This window comes from Paraperibacillus esterisolvens (genome assembly GCF_046237625.1).
Classification (GTDB): domain Bacteria; phylum Bacillota; class Bacilli; order Bacillales; family DSM-1321; genus Paraperibacillus; species Paraperibacillus esterisolvens.
Genome location: NZ_CP143545.1, coordinates 3996280 through 4017774, shown reverse-complemented (window position 1 = coordinate 4017774; position 21495 = coordinate 3996280). Strand labels below are relative to the sequence as shown.

Genomic DNA, 21495 nt, shown 5'->3' with positions numbered 1-21495 from the left:
AGCAATGAATAGAACGATGATCACAGCAACCAATACACTAAGCCAGCTTCAAAAGAGGATGGATATCATAAGCAACAATATGAGCAATGTCCAAACCAATGGCTATAAGCGGAAGGAAACTTATTTCACCGACCTCCTGGCTCAGGAATTCCAGAACCAGGGCCGCCCCGATAAGGAAAAAGGAAGGCTCACACCGGACGGAATCCGGGTAGGAACCGGCGCAAAGCTCAGTCAGTCCCGGATGGTTCTGACACAGGGAAGCCTCAAAACAACCGACCGTGACCTGGACGTGGCCCTCACCAAGGACAACCTCTTCTTCCGGATCCGCGGCGACCAAAACAGAACCGCCTTCACACGTGACGGCGCCTTCTACCTGACTCCTGCAGGCAATACCGGCAATTCCATGGCCCTTGTCACCGGCAATGGCAGCGCCGTTCTGGATGAACAGGACAGGCCGATTGTAATCAACGGCGAAATTGACAACCTGGTCATAAGCGAAAACGGCCAGCTCACAGCTGCAATGCAAAACGGAGACGTCCAAGCCTTCAATCTTGGCATTGTGTCAGTGAAGAAGCCCCATTTCCTTGAGCAGCAGGGAACAAACCTGTACACACTCCCAGGCGGCCTGAACAGACTCGGTGTCACAGAGGACGAAGTACTCACACGGCTAGATGGAGGCCTCAGGAACCAAATCTCCCTCCAGCAGGGAACCCTGGAAAACTCCAACGTAGACCTGTCCAAGGAAATGACCGACCTCCTCAACGTCCAGCGCTCCTACCAATTCCAGTCCCGCTCCATAACCCAGGCGGACCAGATGGCAGGATTGGTGAATGGGATACGGTAAATAGAAAAGCGGAAAGCGGTGCCTTCCATACAATACCATCTATAAAAGAGATGAATTGCATAATTAATAAATCTTCTAAACTAAAAAGGAAGGCAGAGATCCGAATAGCATAAGACGAGGCGGGTGTGGAAAGCGTCCTTCTTTCCATGCCCGGCTTGGCTTATGACTCGAGGATCTCAGCTTGGAGCTGGACAGTAACAGAAAAGCGGAGGACGGTGCTTTTCAAATTTAACTACTTAGAAGCCCTATGATAGATAAACTGGTCCAGCAGTCAGAATGATTCGAAAAGCAGAGACTTGATAGGAGTAAGAAGGGCGGCAGAAAAAGGCTGCCCTTTTGCTTTTTGGATATCAGAATACGGCCTGCCCAAGTTTAACAAAGGAGCTGCCCTATATCAGCAGATAGCCAGGGAGGTGCTATGCTATGTTGAAGAAATTTCTTTTAGTTATAGGATTATTCTGACAGCTGTTTCGCTTCCGTTAAGTACCAAAATGGGCATGGAACTGGTCCATAATGTAAATATGGAAAATCGGTATTCAGTGAAAGATGTTAATGAAGGGTATCCAGCGACATCATCCTCCTTAGAGTATAAAGGTCAATTAATTGAAATTGTTGAATCTTTGCAGAAGGATAAGAAGCCGTTTGTGGATGCCTGGGAGTATAAAATGGTTCTTGCGGATTTGACACTTAAAGTGAATGGGAATGAGCTGGAAACATTAAGAGGCTACCCTGTAAGAAGTGAAGACCGGGGTTTGAACCGTTACTATGGTGATATTGCATTCTTGAAAGTCGAAGATAAAAAAGTCGATAGTGAGCACTTTTATATTCTGGTGCGAAAACCGAGAGAGATCATCACAATGAAATCTGACAGGATGCTGGGGATGCTTCCAGACGAAAATCTGCACTACACATTATATAAACTGAATAATACGGCCGCGGGCGCGATAAAAAAAGAGAATTTTACCTTCAATGAACGTAATGGACTTCAGACCCTAATGATGAATGAAGGGATGGTCGTTCATTCAAATGTTGGCTATTACACCAGTGCCTGGACGGCTTATCCTACTATTTTCTTCCCGTTATTATACCCGATAGGATCATTGTTTTTAGGAATCTTTCTCGTTCTAATCTCCCTGAGAGAGGGGAAAGAGAAGGGGATTAAAATGAAGAAGAATGCTGACCACTAAGGCGGCCGTTGAATGGCCCTCTTTTTTTGCATTTAATGTATGCTCAGATATGGCAGCATTGATTAGGAGAGGAAGATTACATTAGATTACCCCAACTGTATTATGAGTGTTTTTTCCATCTCCCCAGTTAACAAAGCCGGCCAGACAGGGTATAATAAACGAAACCAGCCACGTTAGAAGGAGAGGCAGCTAAAAGGATGGAACCGATGAGCGTATCGAGAGAAGAATTCCGTAAAGAAAAAGAGAAAAAAGAGCCGGCAGGGAAGGCCCGCGGGAAAATTCGTGTCCGTCTGATCCCCATCTGGCTCCGCCTGATCATTGTAGCCTTTCTGATTGCCTTCTCGGCTGCAGCGGGTGCCATGGTAGGCTACAGCATACTTGGCAGCGGCAAGCCGTTTGATGTGTTTAAAAAATCAACATGGACCCATATCGGGGACCTTGTCAATAAAGATGTCAGGTAGAAAGCCGTCCTTATAAGGGCGGTATTTTTGCTTTTTTAAAGGATTTTCCACAGTTCCTGAAGAAACAATCTGTAAAAGGAATAAAGGGGACTGGAAGATGGAGAAATTCGGGCTTTTCGGCAGATTTACGGCAATAGAGGGGGAGCGCGACCAGCTTGCCGCCATCCTGCTCCAGGCTGCAAGGGAGCTTGGGGCGATGGAGGAATGTGAGGCGTATCAAATCAGCTTTACGCAGGAGGATGATCATTCGGTCTTCGTTTATGAAGTATGGACCAGCGAGGAGGCGCATAAGAATTCCTTATCGCAAGAGTCGGTCCAGGCGCTTATCCAGCAGGCCAGGCCGCTGATTACAGGTATGGAGCGGATGGCGGCACTTTGTCCGCTTGGCGGAAAAGGACTGACAGATTAACATTTTAGTACTAAGTCATATAACCAGCTTTTAAATCTTGCTTTATTCGTGGTAAGATGAAGGAAAAGATTCTGCTGGAGGTAAAACATATGCTTGATATAAACCAGATTAAAGAAATCATTCCACATCGCTACCCTTTTCTGCTGATTGATAAGATTGTTGAAATGGAAGAAGGCGTAAGGGCTGTAGGCATTAAAAATGTGACGGCCAATGAGGAATTTTTCAACGGTCATTTCCCTGATTATCCGGTCATGCCGGGTGTGCTGATTGTTGAAGCGCTGGCACAGGTCGGAGCCACTGCCGTATTAAAAAAAGAGGAGAACCGGGGAAGGCTTGCCTTTTTTGCCGGCATTGAAAACTGCCGTTTTAAGAAGCAGGTGAAGCCTGGGGACCAGCTCCGCCTGGAAGTGGAGATTGTCCGTTCACGCGGTCCAATCGGCAAAGGAAAAGCGGTGGCGACGGTCGAAGGGGATGTTGTGTGTGAAGCGGAAATTACTTTTGCATTGGGAGATAAAAAATAGAAAAATTTTCTAAAAAAATGTAAAGAACCACTGTTTAGAAATAGGTCTTTGGTGTTAATATAATAGTGTAAGTTTAATAGCATAAAAATTACTCAGCTAGAAAAATGATATGGTCTGGTAAGCCATATGTTCTCCCAAAAAAAGGGCTGGTCTGCATCGCAGGCCAGCTTTTCTACTTTCATAAGCGAAAAGGGAAGGAGCACTGGGCCCCTTCCCTTTTTTTATTTCATGGTCACTTTCAGTTCATACGGCTTGATGGAGGAGTTGCCAAAGAAGTCACGGACCTTTACATGATAGGTTCCCTTTTTAAGGGTGCGGATCATGACTTCATCATCACCCTCCGGATAGTAATCCGCTTTGCTTAAAAGCTTTCCGTCCTTATAAAGGGACAGATTCATATCCGTTTCTTTTCCTGCAGCAAGGCTGATGGTGACGGCTGTATCTTTCTTGAGGGTAAAGGTGAACCAATCCTCATCTCCGAACTTCACGCCGGCATTCAGGTAGCCGGAAGCCTTCAAGACCTTGCTTCCTGAAGCCTTCAATGCAACAGGTTTGGACGGCCTGTTATTCTTGATTACTGATTTGGCATCCTCATCAACTGTCTTGGCAGGCACAACACTTAAATTATAAGGCACGAGACTTAATGTGCCGCTTTCGAGGAACCGGTCCATTACGATAAAGTACTTCTTGCCTTTCACGGCCTTGAAGGAACCGTGCGTGGTGCCCGTCTCAATTCCGGCTTCGATGATGGAAATATGCTCGTAATCCGCTCCGTCATATTTTCCGTTTTTATTCACGTCTTCAATGATAACAGGCAGCTTATACACTTTAGTGAACAGCTCTTTCGGAAGCTTGGCACGGAGAGCGGCCGACACGGTTCCATCCTCTGCAAGCACCTGGTAAACGCCTGTTTTAGAAGGAGAGAAGGTGAACGCATCCATATCGTTCGGCATCGCGAAATTGCCTGTCACCTTGCCGTTTGCAGGCAGTTTTTTGGCCTGGTTTTTGAAAAGGTCATTTTCTTCATATTTATCGGACTGATCCGCATACAGGTAGGAAGTACCGATTGAATATTTCTGAAGAGCAAAGTCATCGGCAAACCAGTTCGGGGTGACTGCCATGAAATAAGTCTCTCCCTTTTTGAGGCCTGTATGGAATGAGCTGTTAAGGGCGCCCCAGCCGCTCCAGTTTAGATTATCCCCAACCGGAGACAGATTAAGGATCTTCTTGCCATCCCCAACATCCTCTGTCGTCAGCTTTGCGATTTCCACAGTGAACGCCTGGCCGTTAACTACTGGAGTATTGAACTTGTAATATCCTGACTTATCAGGCTTGAACATAAAGAGATCTAAATCTTCCGGGCTCTGGAGATATCCTTCGCCGTTCTTCCCGAGTGTGAGCGGGCGGGCGGCTTCTTTGTACTGCTGGATCAGCTGCTCCATATAAAGGATTTCGTCCTCGATATCATACTGGCCGTCTCCATTCAGATCGCCGTCACCTTCTCCGCCTTCTTCCTCTTCTCCGCCTTCAAACGGAAGGCTGTCTTCATCCGGAACGGCTTCGGAAGCCGTGAGATTCAGTGTATAAGGAATCGCAGACGGCTCAGCATCAAGGCTGGATTCGGAACCTGTACCGAAGAAGAAGAAAAAGAAATCTTCATCGCTGAATGATGGTTTATTCGTAACCTTCACAATGTACTTTGTATCTTTTTCACCCTGGAAGTAGAGCGTTTCCCCTTCACCGGAGCCTCCCCGGTTGCTTGTAAATTCACCAGGAACCGCATTCTTGCCTTCAAGCATTTCCTTCAGCATCGCCATTTTCTCATCTTCGGGGATTGGAGTCTCTCCAGGCTCCGGCTGAGGGAACAGAGAGTCCTCACGGTAGACATGGATCATGCTGTTGACGCCGGCAACTCCAGAGATATTCAGGTTATACAGGTAGTCACCGTCTGCTTTGAAGGTAAAGTAATCATAGTCTTCCTTGTCAGCAGAGAGGAAGGTGTTATTAGAGCTTTTGAATGGTATTGAAGTAATTCCATTCATATTTGTAAGTGAGGATGTGTCCTCAGGAAGCTCGGAAAGGGTGGTGACTTTTAATGTGTATTTATCTTTATGGCTGGATGACGGATCGTAATTGCCATTTACATCCTGCACCCCAATAGCCATTACTCCTGTAAAAGGAGCTTTAAATAGCCTGCCTTCTATCTTACCGTCCTGTACTTTATTGATCACACTGCTTTGATACTGCTGATCACCAAAGAATTTGACCGTCAGCTTATGGTCATATTGAGTAAATGATTTAAGGGAAGTCTGGATATATTCGCCTTCTTTTACTGCAAACTTAACCCAGTGCTGCTCACCCGGCTTGGTGATTGCCTTCGTCAGGTTCAATGGGGAAGAGACGGCCTGTGCCTCATTTTGAATTTCTTTATCTGTCCATTTTTTCGTAATAGCTGCAGGCAGTTTTTTCACATTATATTTCAGTGCGGCAGTTGGGTTGACGAGTCCGCTGCCATACTTTGTATCATAACCTCTTGCTCCAAGATCCTGGGCGGTGGCTTTCAGGATATATTCCACCTGTGCAGGCGTGAGCGACGGATTTTTGGCTAAAAGGAGGGAAGCTGCCCCTGCCACAACCGGAGCAGCCATGGAGGTGCCGCTCATATTACGGAAGCTCGATTTCCTTTCGGGTTCATAAATGGAGGAATAAACCTCTTCGCCTGGTGCGGCAATATCAACGGATGGCCCGAAGTTGGAATACCAGGACAGGGACTTCTTGCTGTCCAATGAGCTTACACTGATAACACCCTCATAAGAAGCAGGGTATGAAGGCTCGTCCCATGCTTCATTGCCTGCCGACGCCACGATGGTTACTCCCTTGGCTATAGCCCGCTTGACTGAATCTGCAAGAATCGGGGAGGCTCCGTATGAACCCAGACTCATATTGATGACCCTGGCACCTTGCTCAACGGCCTTGTCGATGGCCTGGACGATAGTATAGTCATTGGTGGCGGATCCCCTTGAGAAGACATCGATGGATAATATGTCGGCATTAGGGTTGATGCCATATCCGCCGATGCCGTTGCCCTTCTCGCCTGCAATGATGCCTGCAACATGTGTGCCGTGGCTGTCAGGCTGCCCCGGGTTTGCAGGGTCGATGATATTCACGGAACTGATGACCTTGTTTTTCAGCTCCGGATGCTTCAGGTCGATTCCAGTATCGATGACCGCAACCTTCACCTTGCGCTTGCCTGCCAGAGACTGGGCTTCGCCTGCTTTCAGCATGGACAAATGATACTGCTTTGATGCTTTCGGGTCGGTTGTGCCGAATTTGTGGAAAAGAACAGAAGGCTGTGCCGTCACAACATTTTTATTTTTCAAATAATATTTGAGAGCCTTTTCCTGGGCGGCTTTATTCTTCACCTTGACGACTATGTACTTCTGGCCGGCATCCTGGCGGATCACAACGGCTCCAAGCCTGGTATGCTCTGCCCGTGAGAGTGCATTCTTATATTTAATGACAATCGTGTCTTCACTGAACTGCGGCTTTTTGGCTTCTTTTTGTGCCCCGTCCTTAGATGCTGAAAAGGATTTGAACGTACGCAGGCCGTTTTTTTCAAATACTTCACTTTTTGCTTTAGCCAGGTCTGACTTTAGGCTGGCGTTTGCCGTGCCTGGCAGAACCAGAGCGGCACAAACACCCGCGATGGCCAGATTCCTCAATAGTTTCTTCATAATTTACCCCCGTTTAAAAAATGATTGTTTTCTATCGATGCTGGAAGCTGTTCTCTTTTTTTTCAGAAAAAGCCCAGCACTTAATAGACGCAGCGAAATGGAAAAAGTTTCATGATTTTTTAAATTCTTTAAAATATTTAAAATTCCTGTAAGGAGTATTCGACAAGTTTTTTAATATTTATAAAAAAAAACTAAGAAATCAGCTGAAATAGAGGAGATTTATTAAAACTTTTGAAACATTTAGAGAAGAAATGGATGAAAAAGCAAGAAAAGTTTTTAAAGGAAATGGGCAAAAGGCGCTGGGAGGGGTGCTCCTCATAATTTGCGGCCAAACGGAAACGCTAAGGAAAGACCAATAGGTCCATGCCTTTGGAGAAAGGAGGTACCAGCATGCATAAAAAAATCTGGGCGGTATTTTTTGCTTTTGTACTTTCTGCTGCGCTTATGAGTGGCTGCGGCAATAACGATAATAAGCATGAGGACCACAAAAATAATGTGGAAAATCAGAACATGAGAGATGACAATGTGGAATTGAATGATACAGACGATAGAGACCGCCATGATACCAAAGTGAGAGATCAGGACCGCAATGATGATGACGGCCAGATGCCGGGCGATGCCGATCCTACTGAGAACAATCATAATAAGGATAACAACGGCAAAGACAATGATGATATATTTGACAATAATATGAATGATGAAAAGAAAAAAAATGATGTTGTTCCAGAAAGCAAGTAACAAAAAAAGACAGGGATGCGAGCCGCTCCCTGTCTTTTCGTTTATTCCCTTAAGGCGGCCATGGCCGGTTTGGAATGGATTTTCTCTTTGAATTCCTCGACGAGCTGATTGCCTGAGAGACCTTTGGAGACAAGGTCCTCGAGCAGCAGCTCGGCAAAGCGGCTGCGTCCTTTTTTGATCACGCCCTCAAGCAGGACGATCCGGCCTCCATCCACTTCTCTTGCGGAACAAAGGGATGTTTCAAATAAAACGGGATCGTTTTCCTTTTTTGAAATGACGGCCAGTACATGAATCACTTTTCCTCCAAGAGAAGCTTCAATGGAACGGAATGTTCCATCGCTGATGAACGCTTCAATCAGCCAGCGGTTTTTTTCGTCCTCTTTATTGATGATAAGTCCATCCTCCAGGGGCATGGGAATCAGTTCCTGGTCGTCCGTGACAAGCTGCAGTGACATTAATCGAAAGGTTTTCATCCTGTACCTCCATTCCATAGTGATTATGCGTTCGTTCTAAAGTTTTATCTATTATAGCACAACATGATTTTGTCCAAAAAATATAAGGGCATTCAGGGGGCTGCGGAGTTTGTCGAATCTTTCTGTAAAAAAAGCCCGAATTTGTGTAAAAACCGTTTTCTTAGGAAATTAGGCCTGGAAAATGGCATTTCCCCCGTTTGGAAAATGAAAAATTAGGAGGCATCAGAAACGGAGAAAGTGCTTAAGCCTCATTTTACTGCCGGGAATGATTTTTATATGATAAAGCTACTTTCAGAAGAAAGGAGAGCAGCCCATGATCAACCAGGTTACACTGGTGGGCAGACTGACAAGGGATCCTGAGCTGAAGTTCACATCCGAAGGAAAAGCCGTATCCAATGTCGTGCTTGCCGTCAACCGCACCTTCAAAAATGCAGCAGGCGAATTTGAAGCAGACTTCGTCCAATGCACACTCTGGCGGAAATCCGCTGAAAACACGAGTCAATACTGCAAAAAAGGATCACTCGTCGGCGTAACCGGCCGCATCCAGACCCGGAACTACAACAACTCTGAAGGCAAAAAAACCTATGTCACCGAAGTCATCGCAGAATCCGTCCAATTCCTGTAGGGGAGCTCCCCCATATCCGGAAAAAGGGGACAGTCCCCCATTTCCCGATTATTTCACAAGTAAGGAGGTGGCCGGTGTGTGCCAGCAGTGCAGGGAATGGACAGTCAGGCAGCAGCGGGTTGAGGAGCTGCTGACGGATCTGATCAGGATTGTCGGCAGGACGCATGTGAAGGCGCTGAATGGAGAAGAGCAGATTGAGGTGTACTCGAACCTCCTGCATAAGGCGGAGACAGAGCTCCTGCAGTTCAGAAGAATGAGTGCCTGCTTTGAAGAGCGGCTCACAGCACTCGAAACGAGATCCGAAGAGAGCCGAAGAACACAGCTGGCTGAAGGAAGGCCGACATATACTCTGTGCCTAAAGGGCAGAACGCGAGGTTCCGTCCTGTAGGGAGTGTACAAAACTCCTCAAAACCGCTTCCGAATGCAAGACCCTTCAGAACCCCTATTCCATTTCCCCTATTATTCCCCGAAATTCCGCTTCGAATGAAGAACGCAAAAAAAACAGCTGTATCCCCCTTTTATGGACTGCATCCCCAAACGCAGTCCTTTTTCAGCTGGATGGTGCTGTTCAAATTTGTCTGGAACTATTATCGACGGCCATAGAGATGCGGCTTCCTAAAGCCCGCGATAAAGCGGAAGAAGTATAGATTTTACCCCGCTTTCCAAAAATAAAAGATACAGGAAGCAGGCCCCACATCGGGGGGGTAGGCGATATTCTTAACGGGCTTATGTTTGTCCGCTATGTTATCGGGGAAAAACATAATACAATCCTAAGGAGGTTATACACATGAATAAGCTGATTAGAGCTGCTATCAAATGGGCGCCTGTTATATATCCAATCGTAAGAAAAGCAATGAATAATCGAAAAGGCAAAACGAATTACCGATAACATCACCGAAGCTCTCCGGAAGGGGAGTTTTTTATTTCCGGGAAATAGGGACAGTCCCATATCCCAAGATTATTCCCGGTGAAAGGATTTGCATATGCACACGCATGTGTGTTACATTGGGTGTAGGAAAGATTTAGAAATGGGGAGGCACCTGTATGTTAAGCACGAAAGAGATTAGTGAGATGCTGAATGTTTCGGAGGAAACGGTGCGCAGATGGATTCGCACGGGTGAGCTTGAGGCCACACAAGATGGCAAGAGCTATGTGGTGGATGACAGCAAGCTTGAGGATTTTGTTGAGAAGAAATCAGCCATTCCGGGTACATCCCTGTCCAAAATGCAGAATTTGATCGGGATGCTGGGCTCAAATATCCTGGCCAATCCAAAGGCGAAGGATGTAGCGGGACTCGGTGTGGAGATTCTGGCGAAATCATTGAGCCGGATTAAGGAAGCAGGAGCGGACTTCGGTTCGGTTCCACCTGAAGAGCCTGAAAAGCCTGGTGATTATGAAGGCAAAATTGAATCGCTTCAGCGCAAGAAAAAGAAGCTTGAACTCGAGCATCAGATGAAGCTCCTTGATATTGAAGATGAAATCGCTAAATACGAACGCCTGTTGAGAAATTCAAACAGGGACATATAAACAGAAAAAGCTGACTTCCGGGTGCCGCACAAGAGATGTGATGCAGCATGGAAAGCCAGCTTTTTTTCAATATTAAAGGGGAATACACGGTTAATTCAAAGCAACCAGGTCGAGGAGCTCTTTATCGCTGAGCTCGGTGAGCCAGGTTTCGCCCTGCAGGATTTCATCGTTCAAGGCCTGCTTTTTATCAAGCATGGCATCTATTTTTTCCTCAAGTGTGCCCGTGGAGATCAGCTTGTGCACATGCACAAATTTCTTCTGGCCGATGCGGTAAGCCCGGTCGGTCGCCTGGTTCTCGACGGCAGGGTTCCACCAGCGGTCATAGTGGATCACATGGTTCGCAGCGGTCAGGTTCAAGCCTGTTCCGCCCGCCTTCAGTGACAGAATGAAGAACGGGAATTTTCCTTCCTGGAAATCGGCAATCAGGCTGTCGCGCTTTGCCTTTGGCATGCTGCCATTCAAAAACGGCACTTCAATGCCAAAGCGGGTTTCAAGCAGGTTCTTCATCATTTCGCCCATGCCGATATACTGGGTGAAAATGAGGCAGCTTTCGCTCTGTTCCCCCACTGCGTCCACAAGCTCAATCAATTTCTCCAGCTTGCCGGAGCGCTCCATGTCAGGATCTCCGCTTCCTTCCTTCAGATAAAGAGCAGGATGATCACAGAGCTGCTTCAGTTTTCCAAGCAAGGAAAGAATCAGGCCCTTGCGCTCAATGGCCGACAGCTTTTCAATTTCGGCGAACGTATCCTTGACGAGCTGATCGTACAGGGAGGCCTGCTCGACGGAGAGCGGCACAAATTCCTTCTGTTCCTGCTTATCAGGCAGATTCAGCGCGACTTCCTTGTCTTTTTTCGTCCGGCGAAGCAGGAAGGGCTGAATCAGGTTCTGCAGCTCCTTGACCTTGCCCTTCTGCTGCTCACGCTCAATCGCAGCTACATATTTCTCCTGAAACTGTCCAAGCGAGCCAAGATAGCCTTTGTTGATAAAATCAAAGATCGCCCACAGCTCGGTGAGGCGGTTTTCCATCGGAGTGCCGGTAAGGGCAATATGATGGGTTCCGCGCAGCTTCCGGACAGCCCTCGACTGCTTGGTGCCTGCATTTTTAATATTCTGCGCTTCATCGAGGATGATGCTCGACCAGTGGATCGATTCAAGCTCCTCTGTATCCTGATGAGTGATACCATAAGAAGTCAGCACTACGTCATGTTCGAGTGCCGCCTTGCGGAAATCTTCAAGTTTCGGCCGGCTTCCCCCGTAATGGAGGAATACCTTCAGGTCCGGAGAGAAACGCTCGAGCTCGCGCTGCCAGTTTCCAAGCACTGACGTCGGGCAGACGATCAGTGAGCTGCCTGAGACCGGTCTGCCATTCACTTCAGCGGTGCCTGCAGGATTAGCTTCGCGCTCCTCTTTAATTTTCAAAAGATATGCGATGATCTGTACAGTTTTGCCAAGGCCCATATCGTCCGCCAGACAGGCGCCGAATCCATGCTCTCTCAGAAAATAGAGCCAGCTGAGACCCTGGGCCTGATAAGGGCGGAGTGTTCCCTGAAGCTTATCAGACGGCTCGATGCTCGGAATGGACCTTGTTTCCCGGAGCGAGCTCATCAGCTTGCGGAGCTCCTGGTTCAATTCGAACTGAATTTTCAGCATCTCGTTTGGATCATCCGATTCGATATCTTCTTCTTCTTCCGGTGCCGACAGCTCCTGGCGCAGAAGGTCGCTCAGCTGGAGGCCTTTCTGATCCGCGTCCTTCATCATATCCTGAATCTGGCGGATGAAGGCGGGATCCAGCTTCACCCACTGGCCTTTCACGAAAATCAGGCGCCGCTTTTCCTCTACAAGCTTCTGGAAATCTTCTTCAGAGAAATCGACTCCGTTCATGGAGAAGCGCCAGTCAAAGTCCATGAGTGCCTGCAAGCCCACATAGGAAGGACCGCGGGAGGAAGTGCTGCTTTTCACGCGCGCCTTGATCCGGAAGGAAGCATCCCGTATGGCCTGCCACCATGGCGGAAGCAGAATTTCTGCGCCAAGGAAGATCAGCTTTTCACTGTCATGAGTCAGAAAGTCCCATGCTTCTTCCTCGGTCAGCTCCTGCCGGAACGAATCTCCCTCGGCAAGACCAGGGAGGACAGATGTCCACCCTTTCACTTCTTCTTCAGCCTGCTCCAGATATGGCTGCCAGCTTTTCAGCGGTTTTTTCCCTTTGCCGGAAAGACGGACCAGTACGGATTCATCTTTTTTCGAGCGGAGCATCGGCTCGAGGATCCATGGCCCGCTGCCATCTTCAGGCTCCGTGATCCGGAGGCAGGTGGTAAAGGGCTTGTCATCCTCTGACAGCTTCAGCCAGCTCTGCCAGCGGTCTTCGGTAAAATATGACTGTAGTTCATCGGCAGTGAAGCCGGCTTCCCGGAATTCACCTATTGTCTTGTCGATGCGGTCCCTGGTGACAGCCTTCCGTGACAGATACTGTGTAACAGCCGCGTTGTACCAGTCCATCAGGAATTCCCGTGTTTTCTGCGGCTCCTGCTGGCTGCGGCCATAACCGATGACTGCCTGCGGCACAGCAAGCTCTTCTTCCCAGAAAGCCTCGCCAAATTCGTCCATCACGGCCTGCGGGAGGGACCAGCCCCGGTCACCGGACAAAAGTTTTTCAAAGTCCGGAACAGGCACACCGCGTTCAAAGCCGTCATACAGCATATGGGCTGTGGAGAGGAGGAAGCTCGCAAAGTCGCTCCATTCCCAGGAAACAAAGCTGTTGAATGTTTCCTTTCCGAACACATTCAGGAGTGTCCAGGCATCCGCCGGCACGCCGGACATTTTTTCAAAGCGCCTGGTTTCAAGCATAGTCCCGTAAAAGCTTGATTCATCCCAGGTGAAGAGAAGCTTCCTCAGCGAATCCATCGTGATATGATGATTGTTTTCGTCTTTTCCGGTTATGATGAAATGTCCTTCGTCATGCTGCTGGACATCAATACTTATTCTCATTTTATTCCGCATGAATCAGCTTACCCCTTTGCAATTCTTCTTGAAAGGCACGCAGCCGTTTCGTGGATTGTGAAAGATTTTCAATGAATTCTGCAAATCGGTCTTCCTGCTTCAATTTTTTATAAAGAGTCCGCAGCTTTTTTAAATGACGGACAGCCGCTTTATAGGCCTGCCTGTTTTTCAGCCCGAGGCTTGTGAGCACCGCGTGGTGATACAGGGGCAGCAGCAGGGAAGGATCATGGGCCTGCAGGATTTTAATGTTTTGCGAGGAAACCATCGAGACATCATCTCCAGCAAAAATCTGCAGCTCCACCCATTTTTGGTATTCCTCCCTTTCAAACAGGATTCTGGAATAATCCCAGGTGCTAAAAGGAAGGGTCTCACGGTAAAAGCGCTCCAGCAGGTCCATTCTTTTGGTTTCCTGGCAGAAGACCCTGATCGGCATGGAAAAATTCCTGACAAAGCTGGTCCGTTCATAATAAGAGGGAATCGTGTTCAAAAAGGACTGAATGCGCCTAGTGATATGTTCAATGAAAAAGATCGAACGTTTTTCGTTGCCGGTCTCAACAGACAATTGCAGCCAGGAATAGAGAAACGGGCTGGCCGCCGGCGGCATTTTCTCGAGCATCAGCACGGCGCGTTCATCCTCCCCATTCAGTAAGAGCAGATGAATGAGGGCCACCTGATAGGAAAGCGCCTGTTCGGCAGGATGTTTATCCTGTGAGAGCCGCTCGAGCCGGTCCGCCTCATCCGAGCGCCAGCCGCCATTTTTCAGCATATGCCTCCAAAGCGACCTGTATAGATCAATGCGTTCATACATGAGCGAGTCCCGGCCTTCAAGCAGCTGCCATGCTTCCCCCTTGATGCCTTCCAGAAAATCATCGAAAGCAAACGGCTTCGCCTGTCGCCCGATCGCAGGGGCGATATCCTGGAGCTCTTCCAGGTAGTTCTCTGCCAGGTCATGAAAGAAGGAAAGAGACACCTTCGGGCTCGACTCAGTGCGAAGGAGGTGGATGCATTCCAGCAGCACGGTATATAACACAACAAAATCATATAAGGACCGCCATTCACGCTCAATCGGAGCCTTTTCTTTTATACGCTGATTAAAGCTGCTCCACATGCGGTCAAGCATATATTCCTGCATGGTCTTATTGCTGATGATATAGCTGTGGAAGGTTTCCTCGACAAAGCTCTTCCAGGAGGAAAAGCTCCGCTTGATGTCTTTTTTCGTCTTCAGCAGTTCCCGTGCCCGGATGAGCGAGGGGTGTGTCTGCTCCTCAAGCTCCGCCGGCGGCTCCTCCTGCTTCGTCTTCCACCGCGCGAGCCAGCGGGTGACGCTCGCTGTCCTGGAATAGGCAGACAGAAACACGGCAATTTGGTGGCGGCAGAACAGTCCCTCCTCGCAGGAGCATGAACTCGACAGCGGATGATCGATCTGCAGCGTTACACGCGCAGGCACCAGATCCTGCACCGTTGCCTCCGCATAATCCCCGTAATCCGCAAGTTTATACACCAGACCCTGGCTGTATAACAAAAACCCGCGCTGCACAGCCTGCCGGACCTCCTCTTCCCGGGGATCCAGATAATCAAGAATAGTCTCTCCGGCCCTTAACAATGCATCCAACAGCATAACCTCCTTCTTGTTGTGGGGGACAGTCCCCTATTTTCAAAGCCCAAAATCCTATGAAACTTATATTCTTCCTGCAGATACTGTCCCTATTTCCCGGTCAGCTCCACCAAGTAAATTTTTATAACTAAAAAGGAGTGCAAAATATGCCCGGAAAAAATCGAGTTACCCTGGCGCGGCTTATCATATCTTCTGCCGCGCCAAACCGCGGGGCAGAGAACAGCCCGCCTATCTGATGATACTGGAGGAAACCCGTGAAAAAAATGAGTTTTCCTGCATTCGTTCTGCCTGATGGACCATCATATCCATCTGCTCCCCGAAACGGTCAGCGATCCGGCGAGGTCCATCATGGGCCGGCTGAATTCCCGGTACGTGATTTACTTTAACAAGCGCTATCAACAGGATGGACATGTTTTTCAAGGAAGATACTTCTCGAGAGGTGATCGATTCCATCGATTCTCTCGTCCACGCCAGCCGGTACACCCACTTAAATCCGCAGAAAGCCGGACCGCCGCGAAGCTCCCGGCCGGAACTAAGCAGAAAGCAGGGAAAACAGCCCTTTAGCCCACTCCTGAGAAATAAAACGTATTCCCTCATTATACAACATTTCACGCCTCATCCCTATCCTAAAATCCGATTAGAAATCACATAAAGGCGGAGGGCGCTCTGAAGCCAAGCAGAAAAAGCGGACAGTCTCTGCAAGAAGAATAGGAAGAAACAGAACGAAAAAGCACGGGAAATAAGGGATAGTCCCTGGGAAGAAGCAGCGTGCAGGCCAGCGCGCTATATGGGGACAGGCCCTATTTTCCAGTTATTTCCCGAAACAGGCTCTGTTTTTTTTCGAAAAAGGGTTTGGGTGGTGGAAGTGTGGGTATATAAGAGGAGGCGCATATGGCTTGTAAATAATTGTTAATACATACACAGCCATAATTCTAGTATAAGCAAAGGTTATTTAAGTGGGGATATTTAGTTTTTAAGTTGATTGGAGGGGAAGCTTCGAGACTCCCGCTGCTCCAGCGCGCGGAAAGTGAGTGCCTGAAGCGGAAATCAACCTTCTTGTCCAATAGCCATAATGAAGGCGAAAACATCTTTAGATACTTATTAGGGGGTAAAAGTTGTGAAAGGCAGTTCTTTCAGCGGTTTGTGTACATCGAGACGAACACCGGTGTTGAAAAGAGAGATTAGGGTTTCCTCGCCTTCAGAGAAGCGCAAGGAATTTATTAATAAAATGAAAATGATGAGCAGTAAATAGAAAATTCCTGGACCGATTACACAGCCCAGGAATTTTTTTTGCTGTCAGCCTTCCTTGATGCCAGTCAGGAAGGGGATGAGCCATTTTTGTTCACTGAAGATTTGCTTCACTTTGTAACCCTTTATTTTGTCTGTTTGCAGAGGAGTAAAGAATGGACCTTTATTTTCCAGAATCTCTTTATAGTCCGCTGCAATCCGGTCTCCCTGCTTAAGACCCGAAGTGACCGCACGCTTTTCGCCGACAATCAAGCCTGCTTTTACTTTTGTTTTGTGCACCAGACCGTCCTTGCCAAGGACAAAGATAAATTGTTTGGTTTTCTCGGTGAGTACGGCTGTTTTTGGCACGATCACGGCACCGGCCGCTTCCTTTGTGATAATCCTGACGTTCACATGAGAGCCGATCAGCGAGAAAGGATCACTGTTCTTCATGGAAGCCATGTAGGTGTAGGTGCTTTTCTTTTTAGCATGCGGCGCCTTGTCTGGCACAGGCGAAACCTTTGTCAATTCTCCGCCTGTCCGCACTTTCCCTTTTTCATCTGAGAAAGATACCCTCATGCCGGGTTTAACGTTCTTACGCTTTGCCTCGGACAGCTTCCCTTCAACAGAGACAGCGGCACCTGAAACCGTTATGACCGGGTTTTTAAGGTCCTGGCGGAGGTTCTGGACTATGCCGTCAAGTTCGCTTTCCACCGTCACCTCAGAACCGCCGCCCTGCAGGGATGAAATCTGGGACTCGATTCCGGCAAGGCGTGCTTTATAGCGGTCCTGCTCGGCTTCGAGCTGAAGGAGCTCCCTTTCAATCTCAAACTGCTTCATCTTTTCCGTGCTTTCAGCCGCTTCATCAGTAGGTGAGGACCCTTCTGAGGGATCTGTTAAAGCATTGGTACTGCTGCCTGCTGACTTAAGGGTTGTGAGGCGCTGAATATGGGAGGATGTGCTGGTGATAGCTCCCTGAACCTCTGTTTTTTCCGCTTCAAGCCGGGCCTGAAGATTCCCGCCATTTTCAGGGATAAACGTATAAAGCGGTGTGCCCGCCTGTACTTCCTGGCCTTCCTCAACCAGAAATTTTTGAAACACTCCCGATGCAGGATCATGCCTGACAAACTGCTGCACTGTGGGCACGATCACGCCCTTTGAGGAAAAAGTCTGCTGCAGGCTGCCTTTTGGGGCCTTCTGCCAGGAATCGATATAGGAGGTGCGTTTGATTGTATTATTTTCCTTATAAATCAAAAAGATATTGAGCGCAATGAAGGCAGCTGAGAGGACCGCCAGCACTATTCTTAGTCGTTTATTCACCGGTCACGCCTCCTAATCAAAGAAACTTTCCGAGATTGATAGATAACAGAATGGCCTGGATGACCCAGAACAGCAGGTGCAAGAGGATGAGTATCAAGAGAATCCAGCCTCGTTTTTTCTCAGAAAGAGATTGATAGAAATAAAGCTGGAAAGCGATGACAGCTGCCTGGAAAAAAGAAATCTGGCCGAGAAAGTTCTGAAGCGGCTCAAAGTCTGTAAGATAATGGCCAATCACCCCGAGTGACAGGGGGGATGCAGAGGTCCCAAGACCTGCCGTTACAGCGAGCAATATGGATACAGCCTTCCCGGCGAGTCCAATTACAACGGCAAAGAGCTGGACAACAAGAACTTTTTTATACTCGATGTCAAAAAGGATATAGATAAACAATCCGAAGAAAAACAGGAGAATAACGGCGTACAGGATTCCCGACAGAAGCTGGCCGGCTAAAAAGAACAGCCTAACCGCTTCGAATTCTGTTTCCGAAAGGGAAGCGATCCGTCCCGATAACGACTCGGAACCAGCTCCGAACAGGCCTCCGATTCCGAATAATAAAGTGCTTGCAAGAATGACAGCGGCAACCCGGCTCCATAGGCCTGCTATGCCTTCCGATTCACGGAGTCCCCAGGCGTATGTTTTCGGGAATCGGATCCCTTTTAGAATTCTGACACGAAAAGTCATGATTAAAAGCCTCCGTTGTAGGCGCGGTGCCTAGGTTGATCGAATTTCTTTCAGCTTATTGATTTTATCCTGTATGTATGGGACATGCTTGGTGTCCTTCTGGATTTCAAAAATGAAGACGGCTTTCTCATAGAAGGTGAGCGCCTTTTCCTGGTTGCCCAGCATGACATTATTGTAGCCTATGTTATATAGAAACTCGCCGAGAAGATACATGCAGTCCCTCCCGATCAGCCAGTCCACAGCTTCCTCACAGCGTCCGATGGCCTCCTCGTATCGTCCGGCAATGGACAGAGCGTTGGAGTAATTATACTGCAGCTTTGGTATCAGCGTATAATTCTCGATATTCAGCCGGTTTTTCACATAGCTCTCTGTTCTTTCGAAGACTTCGAGTGCTTTCGCAATCTGTTTGGAATGCTTGTAAATGATGCCGATCGCAATGATGATTGAAAGCTCTGTTTCTGTCCAGACATTATCGTGGCTGTGGGTCAGGGCGAGGGCTTCCTCTAAGGACTGGATGGCCTGTTCCGCCTGGTCCTCCACATGAAATTCATAAATGCCCTTATGCCAGAGCAGCAGCTGCATATTTTCCTTCCTTGAGGTGAAGATCGGATTATCGAGCTCCGCCAGAACAATCTCCCGCACTTCTGCATAATTCTGATCGCGGCGGGCGGTCCGGAGCAGTTTCCGGACTTCCTCCACATAATCCTGGCGCTCGTTCACTCCGGCTTCAAAAAAGTAAGCCAGGTCGAGCCCAAGCCTTTTCGAGAGCAGGTAAAGGGTGATGGCTGAAGGATAGACCTCGCCTTTTTCAATCTTGCTTATCTGCGCCTGGCTGCAGATGTCCCTGCACAATTCTTTCTGTGATATGCCGAGATGCATCCTGGCATCCCGTATTCCTTGTCCAATTAAGGAAAAGTCCATTCATTCCTCCTCCTTAATATTCATATAATTATACAATAGTGGCTAATCATAAAGAAACTATTAATAAATCGACCCTAAACAGGGTGAAACTATAAAATATGAGCTTTAAGGCCATTTTGACAGAATATTAAAATATGATTAAATATCTATATTGGCTTATTATTTCTTCCTAACAGGGACGAAATGTGAAATTTTACTCTTTCTTCCATGTTAATATAATCCAGCTTCATTGGGAAGCGGGACCTTAAAAGAAGAAATAACAGAGCCAGAATGAACGAACCATTCAACACTCTTTTTTTCTTGACCCTTAGTTTTAGTACTCGACACCTGGGTGCGCCCCTAAGCGTATCCACTTGCCCGCAGGCCCAGTGCCTGCGGGATTTTTTGATTCGGGTGTTAAATGGGCCTGCCCCGGTACGCGGAAAATAGGGGACAGTCCCTGTTTCCCAAGCATAAAAAAACCCGAATCCCTTTTGAGGGAACGGGTGGATGTATGGGAAACGGGGGACAATCCCCGTTTCCCGTATATCACTGAACATAGAATCTGCCCCGGTTGTAGATGGTGGGGCTGGTTTGCTTGGTGAGCCGGCCGTTTTGGTAGTGGTAGTTTTTATTGGCAGGGTAGGTGAGTATGACCCGGCCTTTTTGGGCTGTGAGGACGGGGTTTGCCTCATTGCTTTCGTCAATGCCCACTTTATAGCCTGCCGCAAGGTACATGGCTTCGGCGTCTTTGTATTTATCCCTGCTCAGGGCATCGAGATCGACGCCCCAGTAGCCCGAGACCAGCCTTGGGATATCGATGTTGTTGATCAGTCCTGACGGCCGTCCGGGGCCGTAGGAATACAGGAACACATCCTCGCCGGTATGGCCATGGGTCGTGAAGCCAAGGTTCGCACGTTTCGCGAGCATCCGGGCCATCTCCCTCTCGAGCCCGGCATCTCCTTCAGCTCTCCGCAGCCTCCTCCACTCGTCTTTAGACAGAGGCGCAAGCCCATACTTTTCCGCGGCCTCACGCAGGTTTGACCGGTCCTTCTTCAGAAGCCACATCGCCCCCTCAAGCGTCACCTTCGCTTTCTTCAGCGGCTTGATGAAGGTGGAAGGGGAACTTACCGCATAGGTTTTATCCGTTTTTCCGTTCCCGATCGTCAGCCCGCTGTTTCCGTGATCCGTCACCGCCACCACCAGGGTATTGCCATCCTTCTTCGCAAAATCCAGGGCTTCCTTCACGGCCGCATCGAAGCTTAAAATCTCACTCACCATGCCGGCCGGATCATTCTGATGGGCAGCCCAGTCGACCTTACTGCCCTCCACAAAAAGAAAGAAGCCATCCTTATCCCGGCTGAGCGAGCCCAGAGCCTTCTTCGTCATATCGGCCAGGCTCGGCTGCTGCGGGAAGAACTGTTTACGGTCCAGTTCATTGGCAATCGCCCACGGGGCGAACGAGCCCCATAGTTTCCCCGGTGTAGCCTGATTCATCATGTCTTTATTATCGGAGTAGGCATACCCGCTCTGGAATATGGTTTTCACCAAATCAGCCTTATCCCGCCGATTTTCCGGAAGCAGGAATGTCATCCCGCCGCCGAGAACCACATCAATTCCCTGATACACCTGCTGTTCCGCGATGTCTTCATAATTTGCCCGGTTCTCCACATGGGCGGAAAACGCAGCCGGGGTCGCATGCTGAACAGGTGATGTCGACACGATTCCTGCTGCCTTGCCGGCTTTCTTGGCCGCCTCCAAAATGGACGCAGCCGGAACCAGGCCGTCTGTCACATTTTTCTCGAGGAGCTCCTGCCGGGGAGAAAATCTTCCGCCATTCGTTCCTGGCGCCAGTTGTCCTGATACATCTTTGGGGGCCATGCCAATGGCATCCACGATTGTCTTCCTGCCCGTGGCAAGCGCAGTACCCGCTGCCGCTGAATCCGTGATGGCTGAGCGGTAGCTGTAGGTGCGAACCCCGCCGGAGAGGATCTCATCAAGAGCAAGTTTCCGACCCTTATACCAGCGGGCCAGTGTCACCGCATCAGAATTCGTCCCATCCATCACCATCATGATAAAATTCTTCGGCTTTTTGACTGGAGCTGCACCTGCTTCTATTTGACTAAAGACCCCGCTGGAAAATAAGGCAATAGTCATGGATAACATGAACATCCGCTTCATTTACACTCATCCTTTTTCATAAAGAGATATCCATACCGTTTGTAAATTTGGAAATTT

Annotated in this window: 18 protein-coding genes; 9 read left to right on the top strand and 9 right to left on the bottom strand. The window is 48.5% G+C overall.

Features of this window, described 5'->3' with window-relative positions; translation table 11 throughout:
- The first annotated feature begins 4 nt into the window (after nt 1-4).
- The 5 genes from V1501_RS20200 to fabZ all read left to right on the top strand — a co-directional run bounded on the left by V1501_RS20200 (nt 5) and on the right by fabZ (nt 3422).
- Complete coding sequence (locus V1501_RS20200; protein ID WP_409290662.1) at nt 5-844, top strand: flagellar hook-basal body protein; 840 nt, start codon at nt 5-7, stop codon at nt 842-844.
- A 296-nt stretch (nt 845-1140) separates the two neighbouring features.
- On the top strand, nt 1141-2031 hold the full coding sequence (locus V1501_RS20195) for a hypothetical protein (RefSeq protein ID WP_409290661.1): 891 nt from the start codon (nt 1141-1143) through the stop codon (nt 2029-2031).
- Between the two features lie 206 nt (nt 2032-2237).
- Complete coding sequence (locus V1501_RS20190) at nt 2238-2492, top strand: DNA-directed RNA polymerase subunit beta (RefSeq protein ID WP_409290660.1); 255 nt, start codon at nt 2238-2240, stop codon at nt 2490-2492.
- A gap of 97 nt (nt 2493-2589) precedes the next feature.
- Nucleotides 2590-2901 carry a putative quinol monooxygenase gene (locus V1501_RS20185; RefSeq protein WP_409290659.1) on the top strand — a complete coding sequence of 104 codons (312 nt, stop codon included), beginning with the start codon at nt 2590-2592 and terminating at the stop codon, nt 2899-2901.
- An 89-nt stretch (nt 2902-2990) separates the two neighbouring features.
- A complete protein-coding gene (gene fabZ, locus V1501_RS20180; protein WP_409290658.1) occupies nt 2991-3422 on the top strand; it encodes a 3-hydroxyacyl-ACP dehydratase FabZ in 432 nt (143 codons plus the stop codon).
- A 221-nt stretch (nt 3423-3643) separates the two neighbouring features.
- Here the strand turns inward: fabZ and V1501_RS20175 are convergent, their stop codons facing one another.
- The gene (locus V1501_RS20175; protein WP_409290657.1) at nt 3644-7156 is read right to left on the bottom strand and encodes a S8 family serine peptidase; all 3513 of its coding nucleotides are present in this window, start codon (nt 7154-7156) and stop codon (nt 3644-3646) included.
- Between the two features lie 390 nt (nt 7157-7546).
- On the opposite strand from V1501_RS20175, the gene V1501_RS20170 reads away from it, so the two are divergent.
- Nucleotides 7547-7894: a hypothetical protein gene (locus V1501_RS20170; RefSeq protein WP_409290656.1), complete on the top strand. Its 348-nt coding sequence runs from the start codon at nt 7547-7549 to the stop codon at nt 7892-7894.
- Nucleotides 7895-7935: 41 nt separating this feature from the next.
- Here V1501_RS20170 and V1501_RS20165 read toward each other — a convergent pair whose 3' ends face one another.
- On the bottom strand, nt 7936-8367 hold the full coding sequence (locus tag V1501_RS20165; protein ID WP_409290655.1) for a YwpF family protein: 432 nt from the start codon (nt 8365-8367) through the stop codon (nt 7936-7938).
- Nucleotides 8368-8680: 313 nt separating this feature from the next.
- On the opposite strand from V1501_RS20165, the gene ssb reads away from it, so the two are divergent.
- From ssb to V1501_RS20150, 3 genes are all read left to right on the top strand, one after another.
- Nucleotides 8681-8992, top strand: a complete 312-nt coding sequence (gene ssb / locus V1501_RS20160; protein WP_409290654.1) for a single-stranded DNA-binding protein — start codon at nt 8681-8683, stop codon at nt 8990-8992.
- Between the two features lie 76 nt (nt 8993-9068).
- The gene (locus tag V1501_RS20155; protein ID WP_409290653.1) at nt 9069-9380 is read left to right on the top strand and encodes a hypothetical protein; all 312 of its coding nucleotides are present in this window, start codon (nt 9069-9071) and stop codon (nt 9378-9380) included.
- Nucleotides 9381-10036: 656 nt separating this feature from the next.
- The gene (locus V1501_RS20150) at nt 10037-10519 is read left to right on the top strand and encodes a helix-turn-helix domain-containing protein (protein ID WP_409290652.1); all 483 of its coding nucleotides are present in this window, start codon (nt 10037-10039) and stop codon (nt 10517-10519) included.
- 90 nt (nt 10520-10609) lie between these two features.
- On the opposite strand, the gene V1501_RS20145 is transcribed toward V1501_RS20150, so the two are convergent.
- The 7 genes from V1501_RS20145 to V1501_RS20115 all read right to left on the bottom strand — a co-directional run bounded on the left by V1501_RS20145 (nt 10610) and on the right by V1501_RS20115 (nt 21438).
- Nucleotides 10610-13516: a DEAD/DEAH box helicase gene (locus V1501_RS20145; protein ID WP_409290651.1), complete on the bottom strand. Its 2907-nt coding sequence runs from the start codon at nt 13514-13516 to the stop codon at nt 10610-10612.
- Nucleotides 13506-15128: an SWIM zinc finger family protein gene (locus V1501_RS20140; protein ID WP_409290650.1), complete on the bottom strand. Its 1623-nt coding sequence runs from the start codon at nt 15126-15128 to the stop codon at nt 13506-13508. Before V1501_RS20140 ends, V1501_RS20145 begins: the two co-directional genes overlap by 11 nt.
- Nucleotides 15129-15359: 231 nt before the next feature.
- Nucleotides 15360-15584 carry a hypothetical protein gene (locus V1501_RS20135; protein WP_409290649.1) on the bottom strand — a complete coding sequence of 75 codons (225 nt, stop codon included), beginning with the start codon at nt 15582-15584 and terminating at the stop codon, nt 15360-15362.
- A gap of 843 nt (nt 15585-16427) precedes the next feature.
- Nucleotides 16428-17678 (bottom strand): efflux RND transporter periplasmic adaptor subunit, encoded by a 1251-nt coding sequence (locus tag V1501_RS20130; RefSeq protein ID WP_409290648.1) that lies wholly within the window; start codon nt 17676-17678, stop codon nt 16428-16430.
- A 16-nt stretch (nt 17679-17694) separates the two neighbouring features.
- Complete coding sequence (locus V1501_RS20125; RefSeq protein ID WP_409290647.1) at nt 17695-18357, bottom strand: hypothetical protein; 663 nt, start codon at nt 18355-18357, stop codon at nt 17695-17697.
- Between the two features lie 30 nt (nt 18358-18387).
- Complete coding sequence (locus tag V1501_RS20120; RefSeq protein ID WP_409290646.1) at nt 18388-19278, bottom strand: helix-turn-helix domain-containing protein; 891 nt, start codon at nt 19276-19278, stop codon at nt 18388-18390.
- A 528-nt stretch (nt 19279-19806) separates the two neighbouring features.
- A complete protein-coding gene (locus V1501_RS20115; protein ID WP_409290645.1) occupies nt 19807-21438 on the bottom strand; it encodes an alkaline phosphatase in 1632 nt (543 codons plus the stop codon).
- Between the last annotated feature and the right edge of the window lie 57 nt (nt 21439-21495).

Excerpts from the sequence above, each read along its gene's own strand:
- V1501_RS20185 (WP_409290659.1), top strand. The coding sequence starts at position 2,590 with ATGGAGAAATTCGGGCTTTTCGGCAGATTTACGGCAATAGAGGGGGAG.
- V1501_RS20175 (WP_409290657.1), bottom strand. The coding sequence starts at position 7,156 with ATGAAGAAACTATTGAGGAATCTGGCCATCGCGGGTGTTTGTGCCGCT.
- V1501_RS20170 (WP_409290656.1), top strand. The coding sequence starts at position 7,547 with ATGCATAAAAAAATCTGGGCGGTATTTTTTGCTTTTGTACTTTCTGCT.
- ssb (WP_409290654.1), top strand. The coding sequence starts at position 8,681 with ATGATCAACCAGGTTACACTGGTGGGCAGACTGACAAGGGATCCTGAG.
- V1501_RS20135 (WP_409290649.1), bottom strand. The coding sequence starts at position 15,584 with ATGGAATCGATCACCTCTCGAGAAGTATCTTCCTTGAAAAACATGTCC.
- V1501_RS20145 (WP_409290651.1), bottom strand. The coding sequence starts at position 13,516 with ATGCGGAATAAAATGAGAATAAGTATTGATGTCCAGCAGCATGACGAA.
- V1501_RS20190 (WP_409290660.1), top strand. The coding sequence starts at position 2,238 with ATGAGCGTATCGAGAGAAGAATTCCGTAAAGAAAAAGAGAAAAAAGAG.
- V1501_RS20165 (WP_409290655.1), bottom strand. The coding sequence starts at position 8,367 with ATGAAAACCTTTCGATTAATGTCACTGCAGCTTGTCACGGACGACCAG.
- V1501_RS20120 (WP_409290646.1), bottom strand. The coding sequence starts at position 19,278 with ATGGACTTTTCCTTAATTGGACAAGGAATACGGGATGCCAGGATGCAT.
- V1501_RS20115 (WP_409290645.1), bottom strand. The coding sequence starts at position 21,438 with ATGAAGCGGATGTTCATGTTATCCATGACTATTGCCTTATTTTCCAGC.
- V1501_RS20150 (WP_409290652.1), top strand. The coding sequence starts at position 10,037 with ATGTTAAGCACGAAAGAGATTAGTGAGATGCTGAATGTTTCGGAGGAA.
- V1501_RS20200 (WP_409290662.1), top strand. The coding sequence starts at position 5 with ATGAATAGAACGATGATCACAGCAACCAATACACTAAGCCAGCTTCAA.
- fabZ (WP_409290658.1), top strand. The coding sequence starts at position 2,991 with ATGCTTGATATAAACCAGATTAAAGAAATCATTCCACATCGCTACCCT.
- V1501_RS20125 (WP_409290647.1), bottom strand. The coding sequence starts at position 18,357 with ATGACTTTTCGTGTCAGAATTCTAAAAGGGATCCGATTCCCGAAAACA.